Source organism: Clostridium sp. MCC345, assembly GCF_018785345.1.
Classification (GTDB): Bacteria; Bacillota; Clostridia; order Lachnospirales; family Anaerotignaceae; genus Anaerotignum_A; species Anaerotignum_A faecicola.
Map to the genome: position 1 here is coordinate 42,768 of NZ_WQPP01000003.1, position 17,007 is coordinate 59,774.

General features: G+C 48.3%; 26 protein-coding genes. 24 read left to right on the forward strand and 2 right to left on the reverse strand.

What is annotated here, in order from left to right:
- Positions 1-39 precede the first annotated feature (39 nt).
- The 14 genes from GPK49_RS00300 to GPK49_RS00360 all read left to right on the forward strand — a co-directional run bounded on the left by GPK49_RS00300 (position 40) and on the right by GPK49_RS00360 (position 8,769).
- Complete coding sequence (locus GPK49_RS00300; RefSeq protein ID WP_215676392.1) at positions 40-396, forward strand: hypothetical protein; 357 nt, start codon at positions 40-42, stop codon at positions 394-396.
- A 12-nt stretch (positions 397-408) separates the two neighbouring features.
- Entirely contained in the window at positions 409-2,397 is a 1,989-nt protein-coding gene (locus tag GPK49_RS00305) for a PcfJ domain-containing protein (RefSeq protein WP_215676393.1), read from the forward strand.
- Entirely contained in the window at positions 2,394-3,434 is a 1,041-nt protein-coding gene (locus tag GPK49_RS00310) for a DUF3102 domain-containing protein (protein WP_215676394.1), read from the forward strand. The genes GPK49_RS00305 and GPK49_RS00310 overlap by 4 nt, the downstream gene beginning before the upstream one ends.
- A gap of 12 nt (positions 3,435-3,446) precedes the next feature.
- Positions 3,447-3,611, forward strand: coding sequence for a hypothetical protein (locus GPK49_RS00315; RefSeq protein ID WP_215676395.1), 165 nt, complete (start codon positions 3,447-3,449; stop codon positions 3,609-3,611).
- 338 nt (positions 3,612-3,949) lie between these two features.
- Positions 3,950-4,726, forward strand: a complete 777-nt coding sequence (locus GPK49_RS00320) for a rolling circle replication-associated protein (protein WP_215676396.1) — start codon at positions 3,950-3,952, stop codon at positions 4,724-4,726.
- Positions 4,698-5,072, forward strand: coding sequence for a hypothetical protein (locus GPK49_RS00325; protein WP_215676397.1), 375 nt, complete (start codon positions 4,698-4,700; stop codon positions 5,070-5,072). The genes GPK49_RS00320 and GPK49_RS00325 overlap by 29 nt, the downstream gene beginning before the upstream one ends.
- An 11-nt stretch (positions 5,073-5,083) precedes the next feature.
- Positions 5,084-5,539, forward strand: coding sequence for an XF1762 family protein (locus GPK49_RS00330; RefSeq protein WP_215676398.1), 456 nt, complete (start codon positions 5,084-5,086; stop codon positions 5,537-5,539).
- A gap of 226 nt (positions 5,540-5,765) precedes the next feature.
- The gene (locus tag GPK49_RS00335) at positions 5,766-6,224 is read left to right on the forward strand and encodes a single-stranded DNA-binding protein (RefSeq protein ID WP_215676399.1); all 459 of its coding nucleotides are present in this window, start codon (positions 5,766-5,768) and stop codon (positions 6,222-6,224) included.
- 12 nt (positions 6,225-6,236) lie between these two features.
- A complete protein-coding gene (locus GPK49_RS00340) occupies positions 6,237-6,545 on the forward strand; it encodes a hypothetical protein (protein ID WP_215676400.1) in 309 nt (102 codons plus the stop codon).
- 79 nt (positions 6,546-6,624) lie between these two features.
- Positions 6,625-7,704, forward strand: coding sequence for a hypothetical protein (locus GPK49_RS00345; RefSeq protein WP_215676401.1), 1,080 nt, complete (start codon positions 6,625-6,627; stop codon positions 7,702-7,704).
- Positions 7,705-8,061: a hypothetical protein gene (locus GPK49_RS00350; protein ID WP_215676402.1), complete on the forward strand. Its 357-nt coding sequence runs from the start codon at positions 7,705-7,707 to the stop codon at positions 8,059-8,061.
- Positions 8,054-8,215 (forward strand): hypothetical protein, encoded by a 162-nt coding sequence (locus GPK49_RS00355; RefSeq protein ID WP_215676403.1) that lies wholly within the window; start codon positions 8,054-8,056, stop codon positions 8,213-8,215. Before GPK49_RS00350 ends, GPK49_RS00355 begins: the two co-directional genes overlap by 8 nt.
- Positions 8,212-8,361 (forward strand): DUF6906 family protein, encoded by a 150-nt coding sequence (locus GPK49_RS13105; protein ID WP_444876926.1) that lies wholly within the window; start codon positions 8,212-8,214, stop codon positions 8,359-8,361. The genes GPK49_RS00355 and GPK49_RS13105 overlap by 4 nt, the downstream gene beginning before the upstream one ends.
- Positions 8,362-8,385: 24 nt before the next feature.
- The gene (locus GPK49_RS00360; RefSeq protein WP_215676404.1) at positions 8,386-8,769 is read left to right on the forward strand and encodes a hypothetical protein; all 384 of its coding nucleotides are present in this window, start codon (positions 8,386-8,388) and stop codon (positions 8,767-8,769) included.
- A 66-nt stretch (positions 8,770-8,835) separates the two neighbouring features.
- On the opposite strand, the gene GPK49_RS00365 is transcribed toward GPK49_RS00360, so the two are convergent.
- Together GPK49_RS00365 and GPK49_RS00370 are read right to left on the reverse strand one after the other, a co-directional pair.
- A complete protein-coding gene (locus GPK49_RS00365; protein WP_215676405.1) occupies positions 8,836-9,060 on the reverse strand; it encodes a helix-turn-helix domain-containing protein in 225 nt (74 codons plus the stop codon).
- Complete coding sequence (locus GPK49_RS00370) at positions 9,047-9,211, reverse strand: hypothetical protein (protein WP_215676406.1); 165 nt, start codon at positions 9,209-9,211, stop codon at positions 9,047-9,049. Before GPK49_RS00370 ends, GPK49_RS00365 begins: the two co-directional genes overlap by 14 nt.
- A gap of 317 nt (positions 9,212-9,528) precedes the next feature.
- Here GPK49_RS00370 and GPK49_RS00375 point away from each other — a divergent pair, with 317 nt between their 5' ends.
- The 10 genes from GPK49_RS00375 to GPK49_RS00420 all read left to right on the forward strand — a co-directional run bounded on the left by GPK49_RS00375 (position 9,529) and on the right by GPK49_RS00420 (position 17,005).
- A complete protein-coding gene (locus GPK49_RS00375) occupies positions 9,529-9,876 on the forward strand; it encodes an HNH endonuclease (RefSeq protein WP_215676407.1) in 348 nt (115 codons plus the stop codon).
- Positions 9,877-10,017: 141 nt separating this feature from the next.
- Positions 10,018-10,368: a P27 family phage terminase small subunit gene (locus GPK49_RS00380; protein WP_215676408.1), complete on the forward strand. Its 351-nt coding sequence runs from the start codon at positions 10,018-10,020 to the stop codon at positions 10,366-10,368.
- The gene (locus tag GPK49_RS00385; RefSeq protein WP_215676409.1) at positions 10,358-12,028 is read left to right on the forward strand and encodes a terminase TerL endonuclease subunit; all 1,671 of its coding nucleotides are present in this window, start codon (positions 10,358-10,360) and stop codon (positions 12,026-12,028) included. Before GPK49_RS00380 ends, GPK49_RS00385 begins: the two co-directional genes overlap by 11 nt.
- 13 nt (positions 12,029-12,041) lie before the next feature.
- Entirely contained in the window at positions 12,042-13,250 is a 1,209-nt protein-coding gene (locus GPK49_RS00390; RefSeq protein WP_215676410.1) for a phage portal protein, read from the forward strand.
- A gap of 2 nt (positions 13,251-13,252) precedes the next feature.
- Positions 13,253-14,056: a head maturation protease, ClpP-related gene (locus GPK49_RS00395; RefSeq protein WP_215676411.1), complete on the forward strand. Its 804-nt coding sequence runs from the start codon at positions 13,253-13,255 to the stop codon at positions 14,054-14,056.
- A gap of 14 nt (positions 14,057-14,070) precedes the next feature.
- Positions 14,071-15,546 carry a phage major capsid protein gene (locus tag GPK49_RS00400; RefSeq protein WP_215676412.1) on the forward strand — a complete coding sequence of 492 codons (1,476 nt, stop codon included), beginning with the start codon at positions 14,071-14,073 and terminating at the stop codon, positions 15,544-15,546.
- Positions 15,546-15,866, forward strand: a complete 321-nt coding sequence (locus tag GPK49_RS00405) for a hypothetical protein (protein ID WP_215676413.1) — start codon at positions 15,546-15,548, stop codon at positions 15,864-15,866. The genes GPK49_RS00400 and GPK49_RS00405 overlap by 1 nt, the downstream gene beginning before the upstream one ends.
- Positions 15,835-16,209 (forward strand): hypothetical protein, encoded by a 375-nt coding sequence (locus GPK49_RS00410; protein ID WP_215676414.1) that lies wholly within the window; start codon positions 15,835-15,837, stop codon positions 16,207-16,209. The genes GPK49_RS00405 and GPK49_RS00410 overlap by 32 nt, the downstream gene beginning before the upstream one ends.
- Positions 16,206-16,523: a hypothetical protein gene (locus GPK49_RS00415; protein WP_215676415.1), complete on the forward strand. Its 318-nt coding sequence runs from the start codon at positions 16,206-16,208 to the stop codon at positions 16,521-16,523. The genes GPK49_RS00410 and GPK49_RS00415 overlap by 4 nt, the downstream gene beginning before the upstream one ends.
- The gene (locus GPK49_RS00420) at positions 16,523-17,005 is read left to right on the forward strand and encodes an HK97-gp10 family putative phage morphogenesis protein (RefSeq protein WP_215676416.1); all 483 of its coding nucleotides are present in this window, start codon (positions 16,523-16,525) and stop codon (positions 17,003-17,005) included. The genes GPK49_RS00415 and GPK49_RS00420 overlap by 1 nt, the downstream gene beginning before the upstream one ends.
- Positions 17,006-17,007 lie beyond the last annotated feature (2 nt).

Here is a 17,007-nt window from a genome sequence, read left to right on the forward strand (position 1 = left end):
AAATCAAAAGAAATAGGAAAAAAGGCGGAGGTTTTGACAATGGGAAAAATCGAGGATGCGATTAAAAAGATAAATGTAGAAATTCAAAAAGAGCCAAATGAAGAAGTATTGGCGAAAATCGGAGAATACATCATTGATCAGATTACAACGGAAGAAGTAGCAGAAAAGATTCTGGCAGAGGATAAATCATTGAAAAAAATTTATGGTGAAATCAAAGAGGAAGCCTATAAAAAAGCATTGAAGGAAAGAAACGGTAGAAACTGTGTGGGAATTGGTTGCGATGGTGAAGATACAATCAATCGGGTTTTGAAATATTTCGGCTTAACGGCAAATCCGCAGGCACCTGCGGAAGAGGCGAAAAAGGGCGTTTGCGTCAGTCTGGAAGATTTCCTGTAAGGAGGCGAGGGCATGAATCTGAAAAAGATACAAGCTATGCCGTTTGCCCCGTTTCACGAAGAAAGCAAGGTGCGCTGGAAGGTAACGGTAAAGGAGCCTGTGGTGGATGGGGAACGTCTGCTTGTGGTTGATTTTCTGGAGAATCTCTCTTGCACTGCGTATCGGAGAGATATGCCTTCCTTCCGTATCGTCTGCGCAAAGAAAAGCAAGGAGGTAAAGGGCATCAATCACGAGGGCAGGATTCAGCAGAAGGTTCTGAATTGTTTCAGCACACCTATGTGGTGGTATAACGAGTATGTTCTTATTTCTCCGAGGGAGGAAGAAGCCCTGCGACGTTTTCTGAAAGCGGAAAAAACGGAAAATCATCAGATGGACAATCTCTGCAAATGGATAAAGCAAACAAGGCAGGAAATGAAGAAACGGTCAATGGAGAAACGGGGCGAGCTGATGGATGAGGACTATCGGCTTTGCCCCGAAGCTTTACCGGAGGGGTTGATTGATTACATCCGCAGAGAGGTTTTACCAGAGGACAGAGTGATTATTTATAAAAGAGGGAATGTCAACGGCATCTGCACCGTTTGCGGCACACAGGTTCATGCCAGGGGCAGACGTTTTACGCAGAGCGCATATGCAACCTGCCCGAACTGCGGTGCAAGGGTTATCTGCGTTCTGGAGGACGGCTGTGCGTTTGCCGCAAATTACATTGAAAATATCGTTGCGGTGCAGAAGGGGACGGACGGAGAAACGGTGTTCTTCCGGCAATGGCTCTTGCATCGGGATAACTCGGCAAGATGGGAGCATATAGAGGATTTCCTACAGGAAACCGTGAGATATGCCATCAGAGGGAATAAAACAGCTAAATGGCAAAAGCAGGGGAAGGAATCCTACTATATGCGTACAGAGCGGTACGAGCTGGACGAATGGACCAGATGGCAAGACAACCGTATTTATGACGGCAGTTATTTCTTCTATCCCACCGGTATAGAAGAAGCCCTGAGCGGAACGGCAATGCAGTATGCCGATCTGGAGGGGTATCTGGAAGAAAGGGGACACAACAAAAATCCGATTTATTTCTTAGAATACCACGCAAGGTATCCGGTCATCGAATTTCTCTGGAAAGCAGGCTATCGGAATATTGTACATAACAGAATTTTCGGCATGGACAGGGAAAACCGAAATGCCATCCTCTGGGAGCGGAAAAAGCTGAAGGAGTGCTTCAAATTTCCGCTGCGGATTTTAAAGCTGATGCCGCCGGAGGAATGGAGCTTGAATGATATCCAGCGCGTGAATGACCTTTGGGAAAAATACGGCGGAAAAGTCACAGATACCGAGATACGGTTGGTGCTGCAATCAAAGGTGGATATACAGCTTTGGAGCAGGGCAACAACATACGCAAATGCAGGAAGGATTCTGAAATACATTAAAAACCAGACGGACAAGAGGAAAGAGAAAAATCCGGATAAAAGAAGCATATCTCAGAATGATACGGCACAAGCCTATCGGGATTATTTGCAAGAGTGTGAGCAGCTCCACCTTGATTTACACGATAAGGAGATTCTTTTTCCGAAGGATTTGACGGCGGCACACAACCGCACAATGGAACAGGTCAAATTTGAAAAGAATAAGGCAGACCAAGAGAAATTCCAAAAAGCAGTAGAAAAGCTGGAAAAATTCGCATGGGGCGAAGGAGAATTTTTCATTCGCCCTGCGAGAGAACAGATGGAGCTGACGGCAGAAGGAAAAGCCCTGCATCATTGTGTCGGCGGATACATCAAACGTATGGCAGAGGGAGAAACCGCAATATTCTTTCTGCGAAAGGTAAGCGAACCGGACAAGCCCTTTTATACATTGGAATTGCAGAAGAAAAGGGTGATCCAATGCAGAACAGAGCATAACGCATCCTATGACAGAAACCCGGATGTGAAGAACTTTGTGGATATGTGGATGGAAAAAGTCGTGAAAAAAGGCGGAAATAAGAAGGCTAAGGAGGCAGCAGCATGAACGAAATCACAAGACCGATTGAGGTCATTACACAGGAAATCAATTTTTATAAATTACAGGCAGGCAACGCCATTATCGAGATTGGGAAGCGTCTGCATGAGGCAAAGCTGACACTGCCGCATGGCGCATGGGGTGCATGGTTGCAGAATGAGGTGGAGTTCTCGGAACGTACCGCACAGAATTTCATGCGGATTGCCAAGGAATACAGAAATCCGCAGCTGATTGCGGACATGGGGAACAGCGCAACAAAGGCACTGCTCCTGCTTTCCCTGCCGGCAGACGAAAGAGAAGAATTCATCGGCGAGGCGCACGAGATTGACGGGGAAGAAAAAACGGTTGCCGACATGACAACAAAGGAAATGGAGCGTCTGCTGAAGGAGCTGGAAGCGGAACGTGCAGAAAAAGAGAAATTGCAGTCTCAGTTGGATCTGTTCCAGACGGAAAAGGATAACGCTGTGGATGCCGCCTATAAGGAGACTGAGGATAAACTGGAGGCACTGCTCAGCCAGAAGGAGGCAGCGGAAACAGCGCAGAAGGAAGCGGAGGAAAAGATTGCCGCCATGGAGACAGAAATGGACGAGCTGCGGATGCAGGCAGAGCAGACTGCCATTCCGGATGAATCCGAATTGGAAAGAATCCGCAGGGAAGCGGAGAACACCGCCAATCAGAAGGCAGAAGAAGCCATGCAGAAGAAGCTGGATAAAGCCAAGAAGGATGCAGAGAAAGCAAAGAAAGAGGCAAAGGAGGCACAGGCAGCCATTGAAGCGCATGAAGCCGCACAGAAGGAAGCGGAAGAAGCGATGCTGAAAGCCAAGGAGGAATTGGCGCAGGTAAAGGCAGATACAGAAAAGAAGCTGAAAGCGACAGGCTCATCCGGCATTACGATTTTTAAGGTGCATTTTGAGGCGGTACAGGGGGAAATCAACAAAATGCTGACCTGCATCGGTGGGGTAGAGGAATCCGAAGGCAAGGAAGAAGCGGATAAGCTGAGAAAGGCTCTGCAATCGCTTTGCCAAAGCGTACAGGATAATTTGTAAGGAGTGAGCGGCATGACGGATAGAAGGAATAAAGGAAAGTATGAGGTCTGTCAGGACTGCGGCGCACATCTGGACCATGGGGAGCAGTGTGATTGCAGGGAAGAAGATTCTTCGCAGGATGCCGTTTATAAGGCAGAGGATATATATAAGGAAAAAACAGGCTCTAGTAGCGGTTGAGGCGTTTGGTTATGAGGAACGAACGTATAGCGAACGCTGTGTGAGGTGACGAATAAACGCCGAAATATAGCGGTTTCCGAAGCAAAGCGAGGAAAACTTACCACATCTAATAGGAAGAAACAGAAAAAGACATAAAAAAAGCCCGCCTGTTGACGCAGACGGGAAGGTCTTGGGAGACCGTACATATCTATATCTAATATAACACAGAATCCTTGATTTATCAAGGGTTTTACGGTATTCCCGAGACTGTTTTTTCAAGAGGCGGCGGTCTCTTTAGACTGTCCATAAAGCAATTAACTGAATGGACACGCTCTTATTTATATAAAGGAGGAATGGGAATGCCAAAGTATAGGAAAAAGATTCGGTCGGGGGATGTATACGAGGTGGAGGAATTTTACTCCCCTCGGACGATAGGGAAAAAATACGAAAGAGGTCGGAGCGAAAATCTGACATCCGAGGAACAGGCAAGAAGGAATCTGCAAATCGCCAGAAAGAAAATAACACGTAGCATCAATGCCAATTTCAATGGGGATGATTATTTTGTTCTGCTGACCTATGCAGCAGAGGTAACGATGGAACAGGCGAAAAAGGAATTCAGCAATTTCAGAGACAGGCTGAACCGATATCGGAATAAAAATGGATTTTCCAAATTGAAATATATTGCAGTGGTTGAAACGCAGGGCAAAAAAAATCGTGTGCATCATCATGTTGTGATGAATGGATTTGAAGGGCTGAGTATGAAGGAGGCGGCGGAGATTTTAGAAAATGTCTGGGGTAAAGGTACTGTTCTGATTAAGAAGCTGTATAAGAACCAGAAGGACAACCGCCTTGCAAGCTACATATCCAAGGAGAACATCAGAAAGGGTGCAAAGCGTTGGAGCACCAGCAGAAATCTGAAAAAGCCGGAAGTGAAGCTGGAGGTTATCAAGGAAACCAAAAGAAAGGTATCCCTGAGACCGCCGAAGGGTTTTGATGTGATTGTGCAGACCGAGGACTATTTTGCAGAAATCGGTTGGGTGCGGTATATGAAGGCTGTCCGTCGGGGCGGCATGGACTACGGAGAATATGAGGGAGGAGCGGAAACAGATGCAGGGAGCAAGAACAGGCAGTCATAGTTATTCCATTTTGCAGGGAAAAAGTAAACGCTGCTATTTTACAGACACAGAAACCGGACCGTTGGAGCGGCACCATATTTATTTCGGCGCAGGGATGCGGCAGATATCAGATAAGCATGGATTCTGGGTGTGGCTCAAGCCGGAATGGCACAGAGGAACGTCGGGTGTCCATGGAAGGGATGGGCATAAGATTGATTTACGGCTGAAACGGGATTGCCAGAGAAAATTTGAGGAGACACACAGCAGAGAAGAATTTATGGCAATCGTTGGGAGGAACTATCTGGGGGATGAACCAGAAGGAAAACCGCAGATGCCTGCGGATACAGGTGGGTTTTATTTACTGTAGGAGGTGTGAGCGTGGCATTAGACATAGTACCGATAACGCTTGCGGAGGCAAACGAATTTGTTAAGCGTAATCATAGGCACCATGGCAAGGTCATTGGGCATAAATTCAGCATTGCCGTAGCGGATGTTGAAACAAGCAAAATCGTAGGAGTTGCGATTGTGGGTAGACCTGTATCACGTTTCCTTGATGACGGATGGACCTTAGAGGTCAACCGACTTTGTACGGATGGCACTCGTAATGCCTGCTCCATGCTCTATGCAGCGGCGTGGAGAGCGGCAAGGGCTATGGGCTATAAACGGGTTATTACATACATTCTGGAAACGGAAAATGGAACAAGCCTGCGTGCTGCCGGATGGAAGTGTATCGGACAGGCAGGCGGATTGCGCTGGACGGGAAAAAGAAAACCGGAGGTTGATCTATATCCAGCGCAGATGAAATTAAGGTATGAGATTAGTTTGGAGGGCTAAGAATGGGCAAAGGCATTACATATAGCACAAGCGGAAGGGACTGCCCCTGTTGCGGATGCTAAGAGAGGACTGTCGGTTGCCATGGGACGTGCGAGAAATACAAAGCATGGGACGGGAAGCGGCAAGCGGAGAAGCTGGAGAGATTCAGAAGGATAAGCATACTGCATGAAGCGGATAAGCGAAAGAGCGCAGCGGTAAGCCATTACAAGAGAAGGGGGCGGCAGATATGAACAAAGTGATTTTGATGGGGCGGCTGACGAGTGACCCGAAAATGGATTGGACACGTTCAGAGGATTCTAAGCAGTACGCCACATATACATTAGCAGTCAATCGGCGGTTCAAAAAGAATGGACAGGCAGATACAGATTTTATCTCCTGCATTGCATGGGGAGCCATGGCGGAGTTTGCAGAAAAATTTATGAAAAAAGGTGCCATGTTCGCTGTTGAAGGGCGGCTGAATGTCAGAAGCTGGGAGAAGGACGGCGAAAGGCATTGGACAACAACGGTTGTTGTAGAGAATTGCTATTTTACGGGCAGTAAGAGGGATGCGGAGAATAAGCCTGTGGCGGAACAGAGCAGACCCGCAACGGCACCCAATAAGCCTGCAAAGCAGATGGGACTGGCGGAGCAGGAGGGGTTCTATCCGATTGATGAAAGCGTTGAAGATGATGATTTGCCGTTTTAAGGAGGGATAAGCATGACAAGAAAAGAAGCTCTGGAATATTTGAAACATCGTTTTATGGAGACCGGAAGTCCATTGAACCCATCATGGGAATCATTGGAAGAACTTAAGAGACATTATGGAGCCATTGGTATAGCAATTTCTGCACTGGAACAGTATGTGCCAAAGCAACCGGACTTTGAAGGTGATGGGTATGACGAGGATGGAGAGATCGTATTTGACGAGTGGTTATGCCCCTGCTGCAGAACCAGATACGAGGTAGATTATGACGATTATAAGTTCTGTCCTAACTGCGGACAGGCGATTGATTGGAGTAAGGATTAACCGGTTGAGAAAAGCAGTAAACCGATTGAGTGGATATGCTTTGATGGATGATGATTTGCCGTTTTAAGGAGAGATAGAAATGCAAAATGTATTAGAGCGGATGGAAGCCATTGGTGCGGAGCGGAAGATGGCGGACTTCAACGTAAAAATGAAAATGGACTACGAGTTTAAAAAGAACTACGCCTACATCAGGGCGTGGGAATTTTACAACGAGTGCTGCGCCAGAGGGCTGAACTGCCATGTATCGGTCGGAGGATTGGACAGCATTACGCTATTTTTGTTCCTGCGGAGCATCGGAATTTATGTACCCGGCATCAGCGTGTCCCATCTGGAGGACAGGAGTATACAGGAAGTACATAGACAGCTTGGGATTGAACGGGTTCAGCCGTTGAAGCGGGCGGACGGCACGGTCTGGAATAAGGCGAAAATCATTCAGGAGTTCGGCTTTCCTGTGTTATCGAAGGAAATTGCGTCGAAGATTGAGCTTTTGCAGAACCCTTCGGAGAAGAACAAAACCGTGCGTCATGCGATTATCACCGGAGAGACGGGCGCATACGGTGGCTACCAGAAAAATTCACGCATGAAGCTGTCGCAGAAATGGCTGGAGAAATTCGGCGGATATGAGAACGAAACAGAGGGCGTGAATTATGGTGTACCGGATTTCAAGGTATCGGCAAAGTGCTGTTATTATCTCAAGGAAAAGCCCTGTGACGATTGGGCGAAGCAACACAACAGTGTGCCCTATCTGGGGCTGATGGCATCCGAAGGCGGAAGAAGGGCAAAGAGCCTGAAAATCAACGGATGCAATTATTTTGGCAAGAGCACGATTCGTTCTGCGCCGTTTGCGATTTTCAACAGACAGGATATTTTACAGCTGGCGTTGGAGCTGAATGTACCAGTGCCGGCGATTTACGGCACGATTGAGCGAAAAGAGGATGGGACGCTTTATACCACCAAGGCGCAGCGGACAGGCTGCAGCATGTGCGGATTTGGGATACACATGGAAAAGCGTCCGCACAGATTCGACCTCTTGCGGGAGCGGAACGAGAAGGAATGGCGGTTCTGGATGTACGATATCGGCTGGGGGCATGTGCTGGATTATATCAGTGTGGAATGGGAAACGCCTGTGGCGGAACAGATGAAGATAGGAGAGGTATAAATGAATATAGAGATTTCAAAAGAACGGATGCTGGAAATGGCGAAGAAGCTGGCAAGCATGGACTTCTGTCCGGAACAGAAGGTGTTTTATAAAAACATTCTGCGGATGGTAAAAGCGGATGCGGAGGGGCGGCTGTTGGTGCTGCCTTGCAGGGTCGGAGATACGGTGTATGAAATCCTCGAAGAAACCGTACCAAACCACCATTTTTATATCGGCGAATATGAGGTGCAGGATGTATCGGTGAAGGCTGTCAAGTATGCCGATGAATGGGAATCGTATGATTACGAGAACCTGTATTTCACAAGAGAAGAAGCGGAAGCGGCATTGAAGAAAAGGAGGAATAATAAAAATGCTTGAAATTGATTGCAGAATTTGTAAAAACCTTGGAAATGACGAGTGCAAGTTGTATGGGAGAGATCCGGATGTAGCGGTAAAGAAATGTGCGGAAAATGGATTCAAAGATTACAGACCATCCAGGCAAAGAAAAAATAAGAAAGAGGGAAAGGCATGAGAGGAACGAAGCCGACAAAACGTCAGGCGATATTTCTGAGGGAGCACAGGTTAAACAGTGACAACTGGTTCATCTGCAAGGATACGCCTACGGAAATGATGATTAAACATAGAATAAGCGGGAAGGAAAGAATCTTAAAGAAATAAGATTTACAGGAAGAAGGTGATGCCATGAAGGACAGAGATTTAAAGCTTGACGGATATAATATCTCCGGCAACCGCTACAGAGAATTAAAATACTTCTGCCGTCAATATCGAGAGAAGCAATCGCTCCTGCGGTCGATTACGGAAGTTGGCTCACCTCCGATCTGCGGTGGTGGTAGCGGCAAGCTTTCGGATAAGACCGCCAGCACAGCAATCAGAAGGACGGAGCTGCAGCGGGACTTAGAGATGATTGAGCAGACGGCGATTGAAGCGGATGCGGAGATCTATACATACATCCTCAGTAATGTAGCGGATGGAGTGCCGTGGGAATATCTGGGTGTGCCATACGGAAGAACAGCGTTCTATGAACGCAGGAAAAAATTTTTCTGGCTTCTGGACAAGAAAAAATAATTGCGGACAAAAGGGACGTACTTTTGTGTTATAGTAATACCATGGAGAAAAGAGAAAAAGACCGCATCAGCGGTCCTTCTCGGAAGAATCCTTTTTCTTTCTCCAGTTGCGGTATTCGCCGGACTTCACACGTTTATCGGCAGGAGGTTCAGCATCGGCAGGGATTGCCCACTGATTCCCGATTTTGATTGCAGGGATGCGACCATCCTTAATCAGCTTGCGGACATTGCCGACATCCTTACCGAACTTCTGGGCAAATTGGGTAACAGAGATATACTCAGCTTCTAACATTGCGCATAACCTCCTTGAATTGCAAAGTAGTTTGCAAAAGCACAAGGACGGAATTTAAAATCACAAGGAGCTTTGCGATAGGTGTCCAGCCTGCGTGTATTGCATAGATAAAGAAAAACAGGAGTGAGAAAACAGAAATTTTATTTTTCATTGTCATTCTCCTTTCGGTTGGTTATAATAAACATGAGACATTGACTTTATCTAAGAAGTAAGGGGAGATTTACTCCCCGAACTTGCTAAGATTTGATGGCTGTAATCAGAGCGGCTAGGGCAATAACTGCTTGGATTACAAGTTCGACAATTTTTAGCTTAAAGTCTTTGTCTTTTTTCATTTTGCACTACCTCCTTTCTGTTTATATAATAACACGAAAAAGAGTAAATGTCAATAGAAATATCAAAATAAATCAAAAGAAATCCTGATAGCTACAATGCTTATCGGGATTTTTTATTTGCGGAAGGATGATGCGAATGACGGGAGAACAGCTTTTGAAATTACAGGAGAAGATTTCTGCCGACAACGTAGATTCCTTCTATCACTGGAAGGACTGGGAGCAGCTGCGGGCGGAGGTTCTTCGGATGGACAACCATGAATGTCAGATATGCAAGCGAAAGGGCAGGTATCGCAGGGCGGACATTGTGCATCATGTCAAGCATCTGAAGGACAGACCCGACCTTGCGTTATCTATCTGGGATGGAGAGGAGCGGCAGCTTGTCAGTGTATGCAGGCAGTGCCATGAGGACCTGCATCCGGAGCGGACGGTACGATACCGATACGGAAAGACTGTGAAGCCAATTACTGAGGAGAGGTGGGATTGATTTGAAAAATATGATACCCCCCCCTCGAAAAAAACGGGTTTTTGGCATTTTGGCTCGGTCGGGTTGTACTTGCGACAATTCAGAAAAATTGAAAATACGCGCATGAGGGTGTGGTAGATGGCGAAAAAGAGGTGAAAAAGGATGGCAGGAAAGAAGGATTATAAAAAAACAAAACAATATAAGGCACTGAAAAAAGAGCTTGAGGATGATTTGGAAAGCAGGGGTTTAATTTCGGAGCCATACAAGGATAAAGTGGACGAATACATGCGCCTTTGGTGCTGGTTGCAAATGCTGAATGATGATATTTCGGAGCGTGGTGTATTCATTGAATACCAGAACGGCGAGAACCAGAAGGGCACCACGGATAACAAATCTCTGACCATTGCAACGAGAGTTTCCAGTCAGATGCTTTCCATCTGGGCGGCACTCGGATTTAAAGATCAGGCTGTTAAGGCGAAGGCTGCGGCAGGCGGTGAGGATGATGAGCTGTGAGTTAAATCCTCATATTTTGGAATACATTGAGCTTGTCGAAAACGGCATTGCCTGCGAGGAGCAGAAAGCCCTTGCCGCCCATGTGCGAAAATGCTTTGAGACAGAGGAAATTTATGTGGATACAGAGCAGCTGGAGAAATATTTGGGCTTGGCTAAGTATTTCAGTTTTGAAAAGCTGTTCCCGTGGGAGGAGTTTCTGATTGCCCTTTGGGACTGCACCTATTGGAAATCCAACAACCGCCCCAGATGGAAGATTGTGTTTGCCATGGTAGGGCGTGGTGCAGGGAAGGATGGCTTTATTGCCTTTGACGGTGCGTGCAGCATCAGCCCCTACAACCCTGTGAAGTATTACGACGTGGATGTCTGCGCAAACAATGAGGATCAGGCGAAGCGACCGCAGCTGGATTTGGTGGATGTTCTGGAGAACCCGAAATGGGAAAAGAAGCTGAGCAGACACTATTATCACACCAAAGAGGTCATTCAGGGGCGGAAAAACAAGGGTGTCATGAAGGGGCATACCAACAACCCTAAGGGGCGAGACGGTTTGCGCAGCGGCAAGGTTATCTTCAATGAGATGCATCAGTATGAAAACTATGACAACATCAAGGTTTTTACCACAGGACAAGGCAAGGTGGCACAGCCAAGGCGTGGCTATTTTACCTCAAACGGCGATATTTCCGACGGTCCTTTGGATGATTATTTAGCGAGAGGTCGCAGGATTCTTTTTGAGGGTGAGGAGGACAACGGTTTCCTGCCCTTCATCTGCTGCCTGAACCGGAAGGAGCAGGTGCATCATCCGGAAAACTGGCAGATGGCAAACCCGTCCCTGCCGTATCTTCCGGAGCTTTATGCAGAGGTGGAGGATGAATACAGGGAGTGGCTGGAGCATCCGGAGCAGAACGGGGATTTCATGACAAAGCGAATGGGCATCCGTTCCGGTGCGAAGGAGATTGCAGTTACGGAATATGAAAACGTAGCGGCAACAAATAAGCCTTTGCCTGATATGACGGGGTGGAGCTGTGTTGCAGGCGTGGACTATGCGGAGCTGGACGACTGGGCGGCGGTGGATTTGCATTTCCGCAGAGGTGCGGACAGGTTCGACATCAATCACGCATGGATTTGCGCAAGGTCAAAAACACTGCACCGTGTGAAAGCACCTTGGAAGGAATGGGCGGAGCGCGGAGAGGTTACGGTTGTGGATGATGTCGGGATTCATCCCGATTTACTGGCGAATTACATCTGGGACAGTATGCGGAGGTACAATGTCAAAATGCTTGCGCTCGACCATCACCGCTATGCGCTGGTTGCGGAAAGCCTGCGGAAGATTGGCTTCAGTGATGAGCAGAAAAATATCAAGCTGGTACGCCCGTCCGACATTATGCAGATTGAGCCTGTGATTCAGGAGTGCTTTAACAGACAATATCTGCACTGGGGCAATGTTCCCCATCTGCGGTGGGGCGTGAATAACACAAAGCGGGTAAAATCGGGCACAAAGATAAAATCGGGCATAGATACGGGCAACTTTATCTATGCGAAAATCGAAGCAAAAAGCCGCAAGAATGATGCCTTCATGGCATTTGTAGCGGCAATGACAATAGAATCCGTTCTTGGCGATGGCGCACCTGTACAAATTCCGACAATGGGTGCTTTTGTATTTTAAAGGGGGTGAGAAAATGGGAATCAGTATCAAACGATGGATTTTATCCAAACTGGGGCTTGGCGGCACGGCAGAGATTTCCTCTCTGGAATTACAGCAGGCGTTGGAGGAATACCGTATTCGCGAGCTGGCATTTCATACCTGTGTGGCGATGATTGCAAATGCAGTCGGCAAATGCACATTCAAGACCTACAGAAAGCATGAGGAAAACAGGGGCGAGGAGTATTACCTCTGGAACGTGGAGCCGAACCGCAACCAGAACAGCACCGCCTTTTTGCATAAGCTGATTTATCAGCTCTACAAGGAGAATGAAGTGCTGATTATCAGCGGCGGAAAAACGGGCGGACGGGAATATCTGGCGGTGGCGGACAGCTTTACAAGGGCCGCAGAGCATCCATGGAAGGAAAACGAATATCAGGGTGTGGTTGTCGGCGAGGTTAGCTATCAAAAGACATTTCCGGAAAGCGAAGTGCTGCATCTGCGGCTCAACCATAAGGATATTAAGCCTGTTTTGGATGGGCTGTATCAGTCATACATAAGACTGGTGCAGGCGGCAATGAAGAATTACGAATGGGGCAGCGGCAGACACCTGAAGGTACACGTCAGCCAGATTGCAAACGCAGGGAATATCGGTGACGGCAAGGACGGCAAGAAGGGGTGGAATGAAGTCTTTGGCGAGATGCTGAGCAATCAGGTAAAGCCGTTTCTGACATCCGAAAACGGCGTTTTGCCCGAATTTGACGGGTACAAATACGAGGATGTCGGCGGAAATCCGGATACACAGCGTTCCACAAGAGATATTCGTGCTTTGGTGGATGATATTTTTGATTTTACGGCAAGAGGGTTTCTGATTCCGCCTGTGCTGATTTTCGGTGATGTGGCGGATTCCAAGGATGCTATGACAAGGTGGCTGACCACCTGCATTGACCCTCTTTGCGATCAGCTTTCGGAGGAAATCAACCGGAAACGGTACGGCTTTTCGGAATGGAAGGATGGCACCTATTTGCAGATTGATACCTCCGCAATTTTGCATTTCGATTTGTTCGGCAATGCGGCAAATATCGAGAAGCTGATTGGTTCTGCGGCGTTCTGTGTGAATGACGTACTGGATGCGGCAGGAATGCCGAAAATCAACGAGCCTTGGGCAAATCAGCATTTTGTTACCAAAAACTTTGAAACTCTGGACGGTGCGATGCACCGCATTGATGGGAAAGGGGGTGAATAAGCATGAAGGAAAGGAAAAACATGTGGGAAATCAAACAGGCGGCACAGCAAAGCGGCGTGTTGGAAATCTATATTTACGGCGATGTGGAAAGCGACGGCTACGATTGGTGGACGGATGAAGTGATTCGCAGTGAAACCAGTGCGAATACCTTCCGTGAGGAGCTGGCGAAATACGCAGATATTGCGGAAATCAAGCTTTATATCAACAGCTACGGCGGCTCTGTATTTGAGGGTACTGCCATCTATAACCAGCTGAAACGGCACCCTGCGAAGAAAACCGTCTATATCGACGGCTTTGCCTGCTCCATTGCCTCCGTGATTGCCATGGCAGGGGATGAAATCATTATGCCACGAAATGCGCTGATGATGATTCATAATATGTGGATGTTCTCCTATGGCAATGCCGCAGAGCTGCGGAAGGCGGCGGATGATTTGGATATCATCAACAATGCCGGAAAGCAGGCATATTTGCAGAAGGCGGGCGAGAAGGTCACAGAAGAACTGTTATCCCGTATGATGGATGACGAAACATGGCTGACCGCAGAGGACTGCATCAGATACGGTCTGGCGGACAGATTTGCGGAGGAGGATGCAGATCCTGCCAAGGTTGCAGGCGTGATGCAGAAGGCAAATCTGAATGTACAGCAGAGGATTGAAATGCAGAAAAGCCTTGTGGCACAGCTGCGTCAGCTGACAGAGCCGTGTACCGGAGAAGGAGAGCGTGATCCAAAATCAGAACCAAAACAGAAGGAAGAGCCGAACAGTATCATGGCGATGCTGAACGGCTTTTTTGATGCAGAAAAATAAAGGAGTGATAGAAAATGAAACACAATGATGCAAAAACAAGAGAAGAAATCAGACAGGCAATGCAGACAGCGTTGCAGCAGGATGACAAGGAGGGCTTTGCCGCCGCCATGAATGACATGATGGCGTGCATCGGCGAGGACATTAAGCAGGACTATGAGGACAAAATCGAACAGCTCAGACAGGAGAATGACAGCAGGGCGCTGACCTCCCGTGGCGTGCGTCAGCTGACCTCTCAGGAAAAGCAGTATTACCAGAAGCTGGGCGAGGCAATGCGTGCCGCAGACCCCAAGCAGGCATTGGCAAATCTGGATGTTGTGATGCCCGAGACGGTGATTGATTCCGTATTCGATGATTTGAGAGAGGAGCACCCTCTGCTGTCCCATATCGGATTCCTGTCCACAGGCGGCGCAATCAAGATGCTGATGAACACCAATGGACGGCAGGAGGCGCAGTGGGGCGCACTGACAGATACGATTGTGAAGGAGCTGCTTTCCGGCTTCAAGGAAGTCAATGCAACCCTGCTGAAGCTGTCCGCCTTCCTGCCTGTCTGCAAGGCGATGCTGGACTTGGGTCCCGAATGGCTGGACAATTACGTTAGACAGATTCTGTATGAAGCACTGGCGAATGGTCTGGAGGCAGGCATTGTCAAGGGGGATGGGCATGAAAAGCCTATTGGCATGATGCGTCAGGTAGGCGATGGCGTTACCGTCACAGGCGGCGTTTATCCTGCAAAGGAGAAAATTAAGGTAAATGACCTTTCCGTGAAAACGGTCGGCAATCTGATTTCTCTGATTGCGGCGGATCCCAATGGGAAGGCAAGAGCGGTGGAGAATGTCCTTCTGATTGTCAATCCGCAGGATTATTTCCAGAGGGTGATGCCCGCAACAACGGTAATGGCTCCCGATGGCACCTATCGCAATGATGTTGTGCCTTATCCCATGACAATTATCCAGTCTGCGGCACTGAGCCGTGGAGAGGCGGTTCTGGGTCTGGGTAAGAAATACTTTGCGGCGGCAGGCATGAGCAAGGAGGGGAAGATTGATTATTCCGATCAGTATCAGTTCCTGGAGGATAACAGGGTTTATCTGGTGAAGCTGTATGCAAACGGTTTCCCGATGGATAACAACGCCTTCCTGTATCTGGATATTGCAGACCTTAAGCCTCTGACCTATAAGGTGGAGCAGGTGGAAGCGGCGACCGCCTCCAATGATGCGACGTTGTCCGACTTGAAGATTGGCAGTCTGAGCCTGTCCCCTACGTTTGCGAAGGAAACCGTAACCTACACAGCGGCAACCACAAACGCAACCAACACCATTACGGCAGTACCCTCTGATGCAGGCGCGGAAATCAGCGTACAGGTAAATGATGCGGAGGCAGACAACGGCTCTGCGGCAACGTGGAAGGAAGGCGCAAATACCGTTAAGGTTACTGTAACGGCGGCTGACGGCACAACCACCAAAGCCTATACCGTCACTGTGACAAAATCCTGATGCAGCGGCAGAGTGTTTCTGCGGAGCTTCTGGCGGATGTCAAAAACCAGCTGAATATTACATGGGACGATGAAGCCACGGATAACAAGATTCGTGGCTTTATTGCCGCCGCAATGGCATATCTGAACGAAAAGGGTGGTAGCGTTCTGGATTATGATGCGGACGGACTTCCCCGTACATTGATGATGGAATTTGTACGCTATGCCAGGGATGAGGCACTGGATGTATTTGAAAACAACTACATGGCATTGATTTTGAATATGCAGAACGGAAGAATGGTGAGAGAGTATGCGGAAAGCACCAAACAGACCAAAGCATGAGATTACGCAGGCGTTCAATGACGGGATTGTGACAATCTGCACTGTCTGCGATGCGGCAAAGGCAGGCTATGCGCCGCAGGAAAAGCTGACAGAAAAAATAATGCTGCGCTTTGCGGAACAAAGACTTGGTATTAACCGCATTTATCAGAGCAAGCAGGCACAGGTGGAGATTGTGCGCATGATTCGGGTACCCGTTGCAGGGACGGTTTCTCCGCAGGATGTGGCACTTCTGGAAGGAAAGCAATACCGCATTGATACGGTGCAGAAGGTCATGGAGATTTATCCACCCTGCGTGGATCTGGCACTTGCGAAAATCGAACAGGAATTTGAGGTGATGGCATGAGCTGGCAGGAACACATCATAGCGGCACACCTTGCTGTGACGGATGCGGTGCGGCACGGAAGAACCATGAAATCCGACCGATATTTTGTTTGGCAGGAGGATGGTGCGAATGACTTGACTGCGGACGATACCCATGCGGAGAAAGCCGTCACCGGCACAACCGACCTTTTTACCAAGCAGGAGTTTGACCCATGGAAGGAGGAGCTGGAGGCGGCTTTTGACGCATCCCCATATATTGCATGGGAATTAAACAGCGTGCAGTATGAGGAGAAAACAGGCTTTACGCATTACGAATGGGTCTGGGAGGTGTTCTGATGGCAAAGCTTACTTTCACAGGCTTGGATGGCTACATAGCACAGCTGGAAAAGCTACGGCAAAGCGCGGACGGCATCACGAAAAAGGCACTTTATGAGGGTGCGGGTGTGACGGCGGACGAAATCCGCTCCGCTGTGGAGGCATTGCCAACCGACAATGACCGCAGTGCAGGGCATTATCTCAAGGGAATTACGGACGAGCAGAAGGCGGCGCTTGCAAAGGGACTGGGCGTTGCGCCCTTCCAATCGGAGGGGGACAGGATTGATACGCTTGTCGGCTTTACAGGCTATAGCGATATCCAAACGCCGAAATATCCGCAGGGACAGCCTCTTGCGCTGATTGCCAGAATTGCGGAAAGCGGTACAAGCTTTTCTCAGAAAACGCCCTTTGTGCGAAAGGCATTGAAAACGGCGAAGCCAAAAGCGGAGGCAGAAATGAAAAAAGTATTTGAAACGGAAATCAAAAGAACGATGAAAGGATGAGG

Coding starts and splice junctions, on each gene's coding strand:
- GPK49_RS00300 (WP_215676392.1), top strand. CDS start 40: ATGGGAAAAATCGAGGATGCGATTAAAAAGATAAATGTAGAAATTCAA.
- GPK49_RS00305 (WP_215676393.1), top strand. CDS start 409: ATGAATCTGAAAAAGATACAAGCTATGCCGTTTGCCCCGTTTCACGAA.
- GPK49_RS00310 (WP_215676394.1), top strand. CDS start 2,394: ATGAACGAAATCACAAGACCGATTGAGGTCATTACACAGGAAATCAAT.
- GPK49_RS00315 (WP_215676395.1), top strand. CDS start 3,447: ATGACGGATAGAAGGAATAAAGGAAAGTATGAGGTCTGTCAGGACTGC.
- GPK49_RS00320 (WP_215676396.1), top strand. CDS start 3,950: ATGCCAAAGTATAGGAAAAAGATTCGGTCGGGGGATGTATACGAGGTG.
- GPK49_RS00325 (WP_215676397.1), top strand. CDS start 4,698: ATGCAGGGAGCAAGAACAGGCAGTCATAGTTATTCCATTTTGCAGGGA.
- GPK49_RS00335 (WP_215676399.1), top strand. CDS start 5,766: ATGAACAAAGTGATTTTGATGGGGCGGCTGACGAGTGACCCGAAAATG.
- GPK49_RS00340 (WP_215676400.1), top strand. CDS start 6,237: ATGACAAGAAAAGAAGCTCTGGAATATTTGAAACATCGTTTTATGGAG.
- GPK49_RS00345 (WP_215676401.1), top strand. CDS start 6,625: ATGCAAAATGTATTAGAGCGGATGGAAGCCATTGGTGCGGAGCGGAAG.
- GPK49_RS00350 (WP_215676402.1), top strand. CDS start 7,705: ATGAATATAGAGATTTCAAAAGAACGGATGCTGGAAATGGCGAAGAAG.
- GPK49_RS00355 (WP_215676403.1), top strand. CDS start 8,054: ATGCTTGAAATTGATTGCAGAATTTGTAAAAACCTTGGAAATGACGAG.
- GPK49_RS13105 (WP_444876926.1), top strand. CDS start 8,212: ATGAGAGGAACGAAGCCGACAAAACGTCAGGCGATATTTCTGAGGGAG.
- GPK49_RS00360 (WP_215676404.1), top strand. CDS start 8,386: ATGAAGGACAGAGATTTAAAGCTTGACGGATATAATATCTCCGGCAAC.
- GPK49_RS00365 (WP_215676405.1), bottom strand. CDS start 9,060: ATGTTAGAAGCTGAGTATATCTCTGTTACCCAATTTGCCCAGAAGTTC.
- GPK49_RS00370 (WP_215676406.1), bottom strand. CDS start 9,211: ATGAAAAATAAAATTTCTGTTTTCTCACTCCTGTTTTTCTTTATCTAT.
- GPK49_RS00375 (WP_215676407.1), top strand. CDS start 9,529: ATGACGGGAGAACAGCTTTTGAAATTACAGGAGAAGATTTCTGCCGAC.
- GPK49_RS00380 (WP_215676408.1), top strand. CDS start 10,018: ATGGCAGGAAAGAAGGATTATAAAAAAACAAAACAATATAAGGCACTG.
- GPK49_RS00385 (WP_215676409.1), top strand. CDS start 10,358: ATGAGCTGTGAGTTAAATCCTCATATTTTGGAATACATTGAGCTTGTC.
- GPK49_RS00390 (WP_215676410.1), top strand. CDS start 12,042: ATGGGAATCAGTATCAAACGATGGATTTTATCCAAACTGGGGCTTGGC.
- GPK49_RS00395 (WP_215676411.1), top strand. CDS start 13,253: ATGAAGGAAAGGAAAAACATGTGGGAAATCAAACAGGCGGCACAGCAA.
- GPK49_RS00400 (WP_215676412.1), top strand. CDS start 14,071: ATGAAACACAATGATGCAAAAACAAGAGAAGAAATCAGACAGGCAATG.
- GPK49_RS00405 (WP_215676413.1), top strand. CDS start 15,546: ATGCAGCGGCAGAGTGTTTCTGCGGAGCTTCTGGCGGATGTCAAAAAC.
- GPK49_RS00410 (WP_215676414.1), top strand. CDS start 15,835: ATGCGGAAAGCACCAAACAGACCAAAGCATGAGATTACGCAGGCGTTC.
- GPK49_RS00415 (WP_215676415.1), top strand. CDS start 16,206: ATGAGCTGGCAGGAACACATCATAGCGGCACACCTTGCTGTGACGGAT.
- GPK49_RS00420 (WP_215676416.1), top strand. CDS start 16,523: ATGGCAAAGCTTACTTTCACAGGCTTGGATGGCTACATAGCACAGCTG.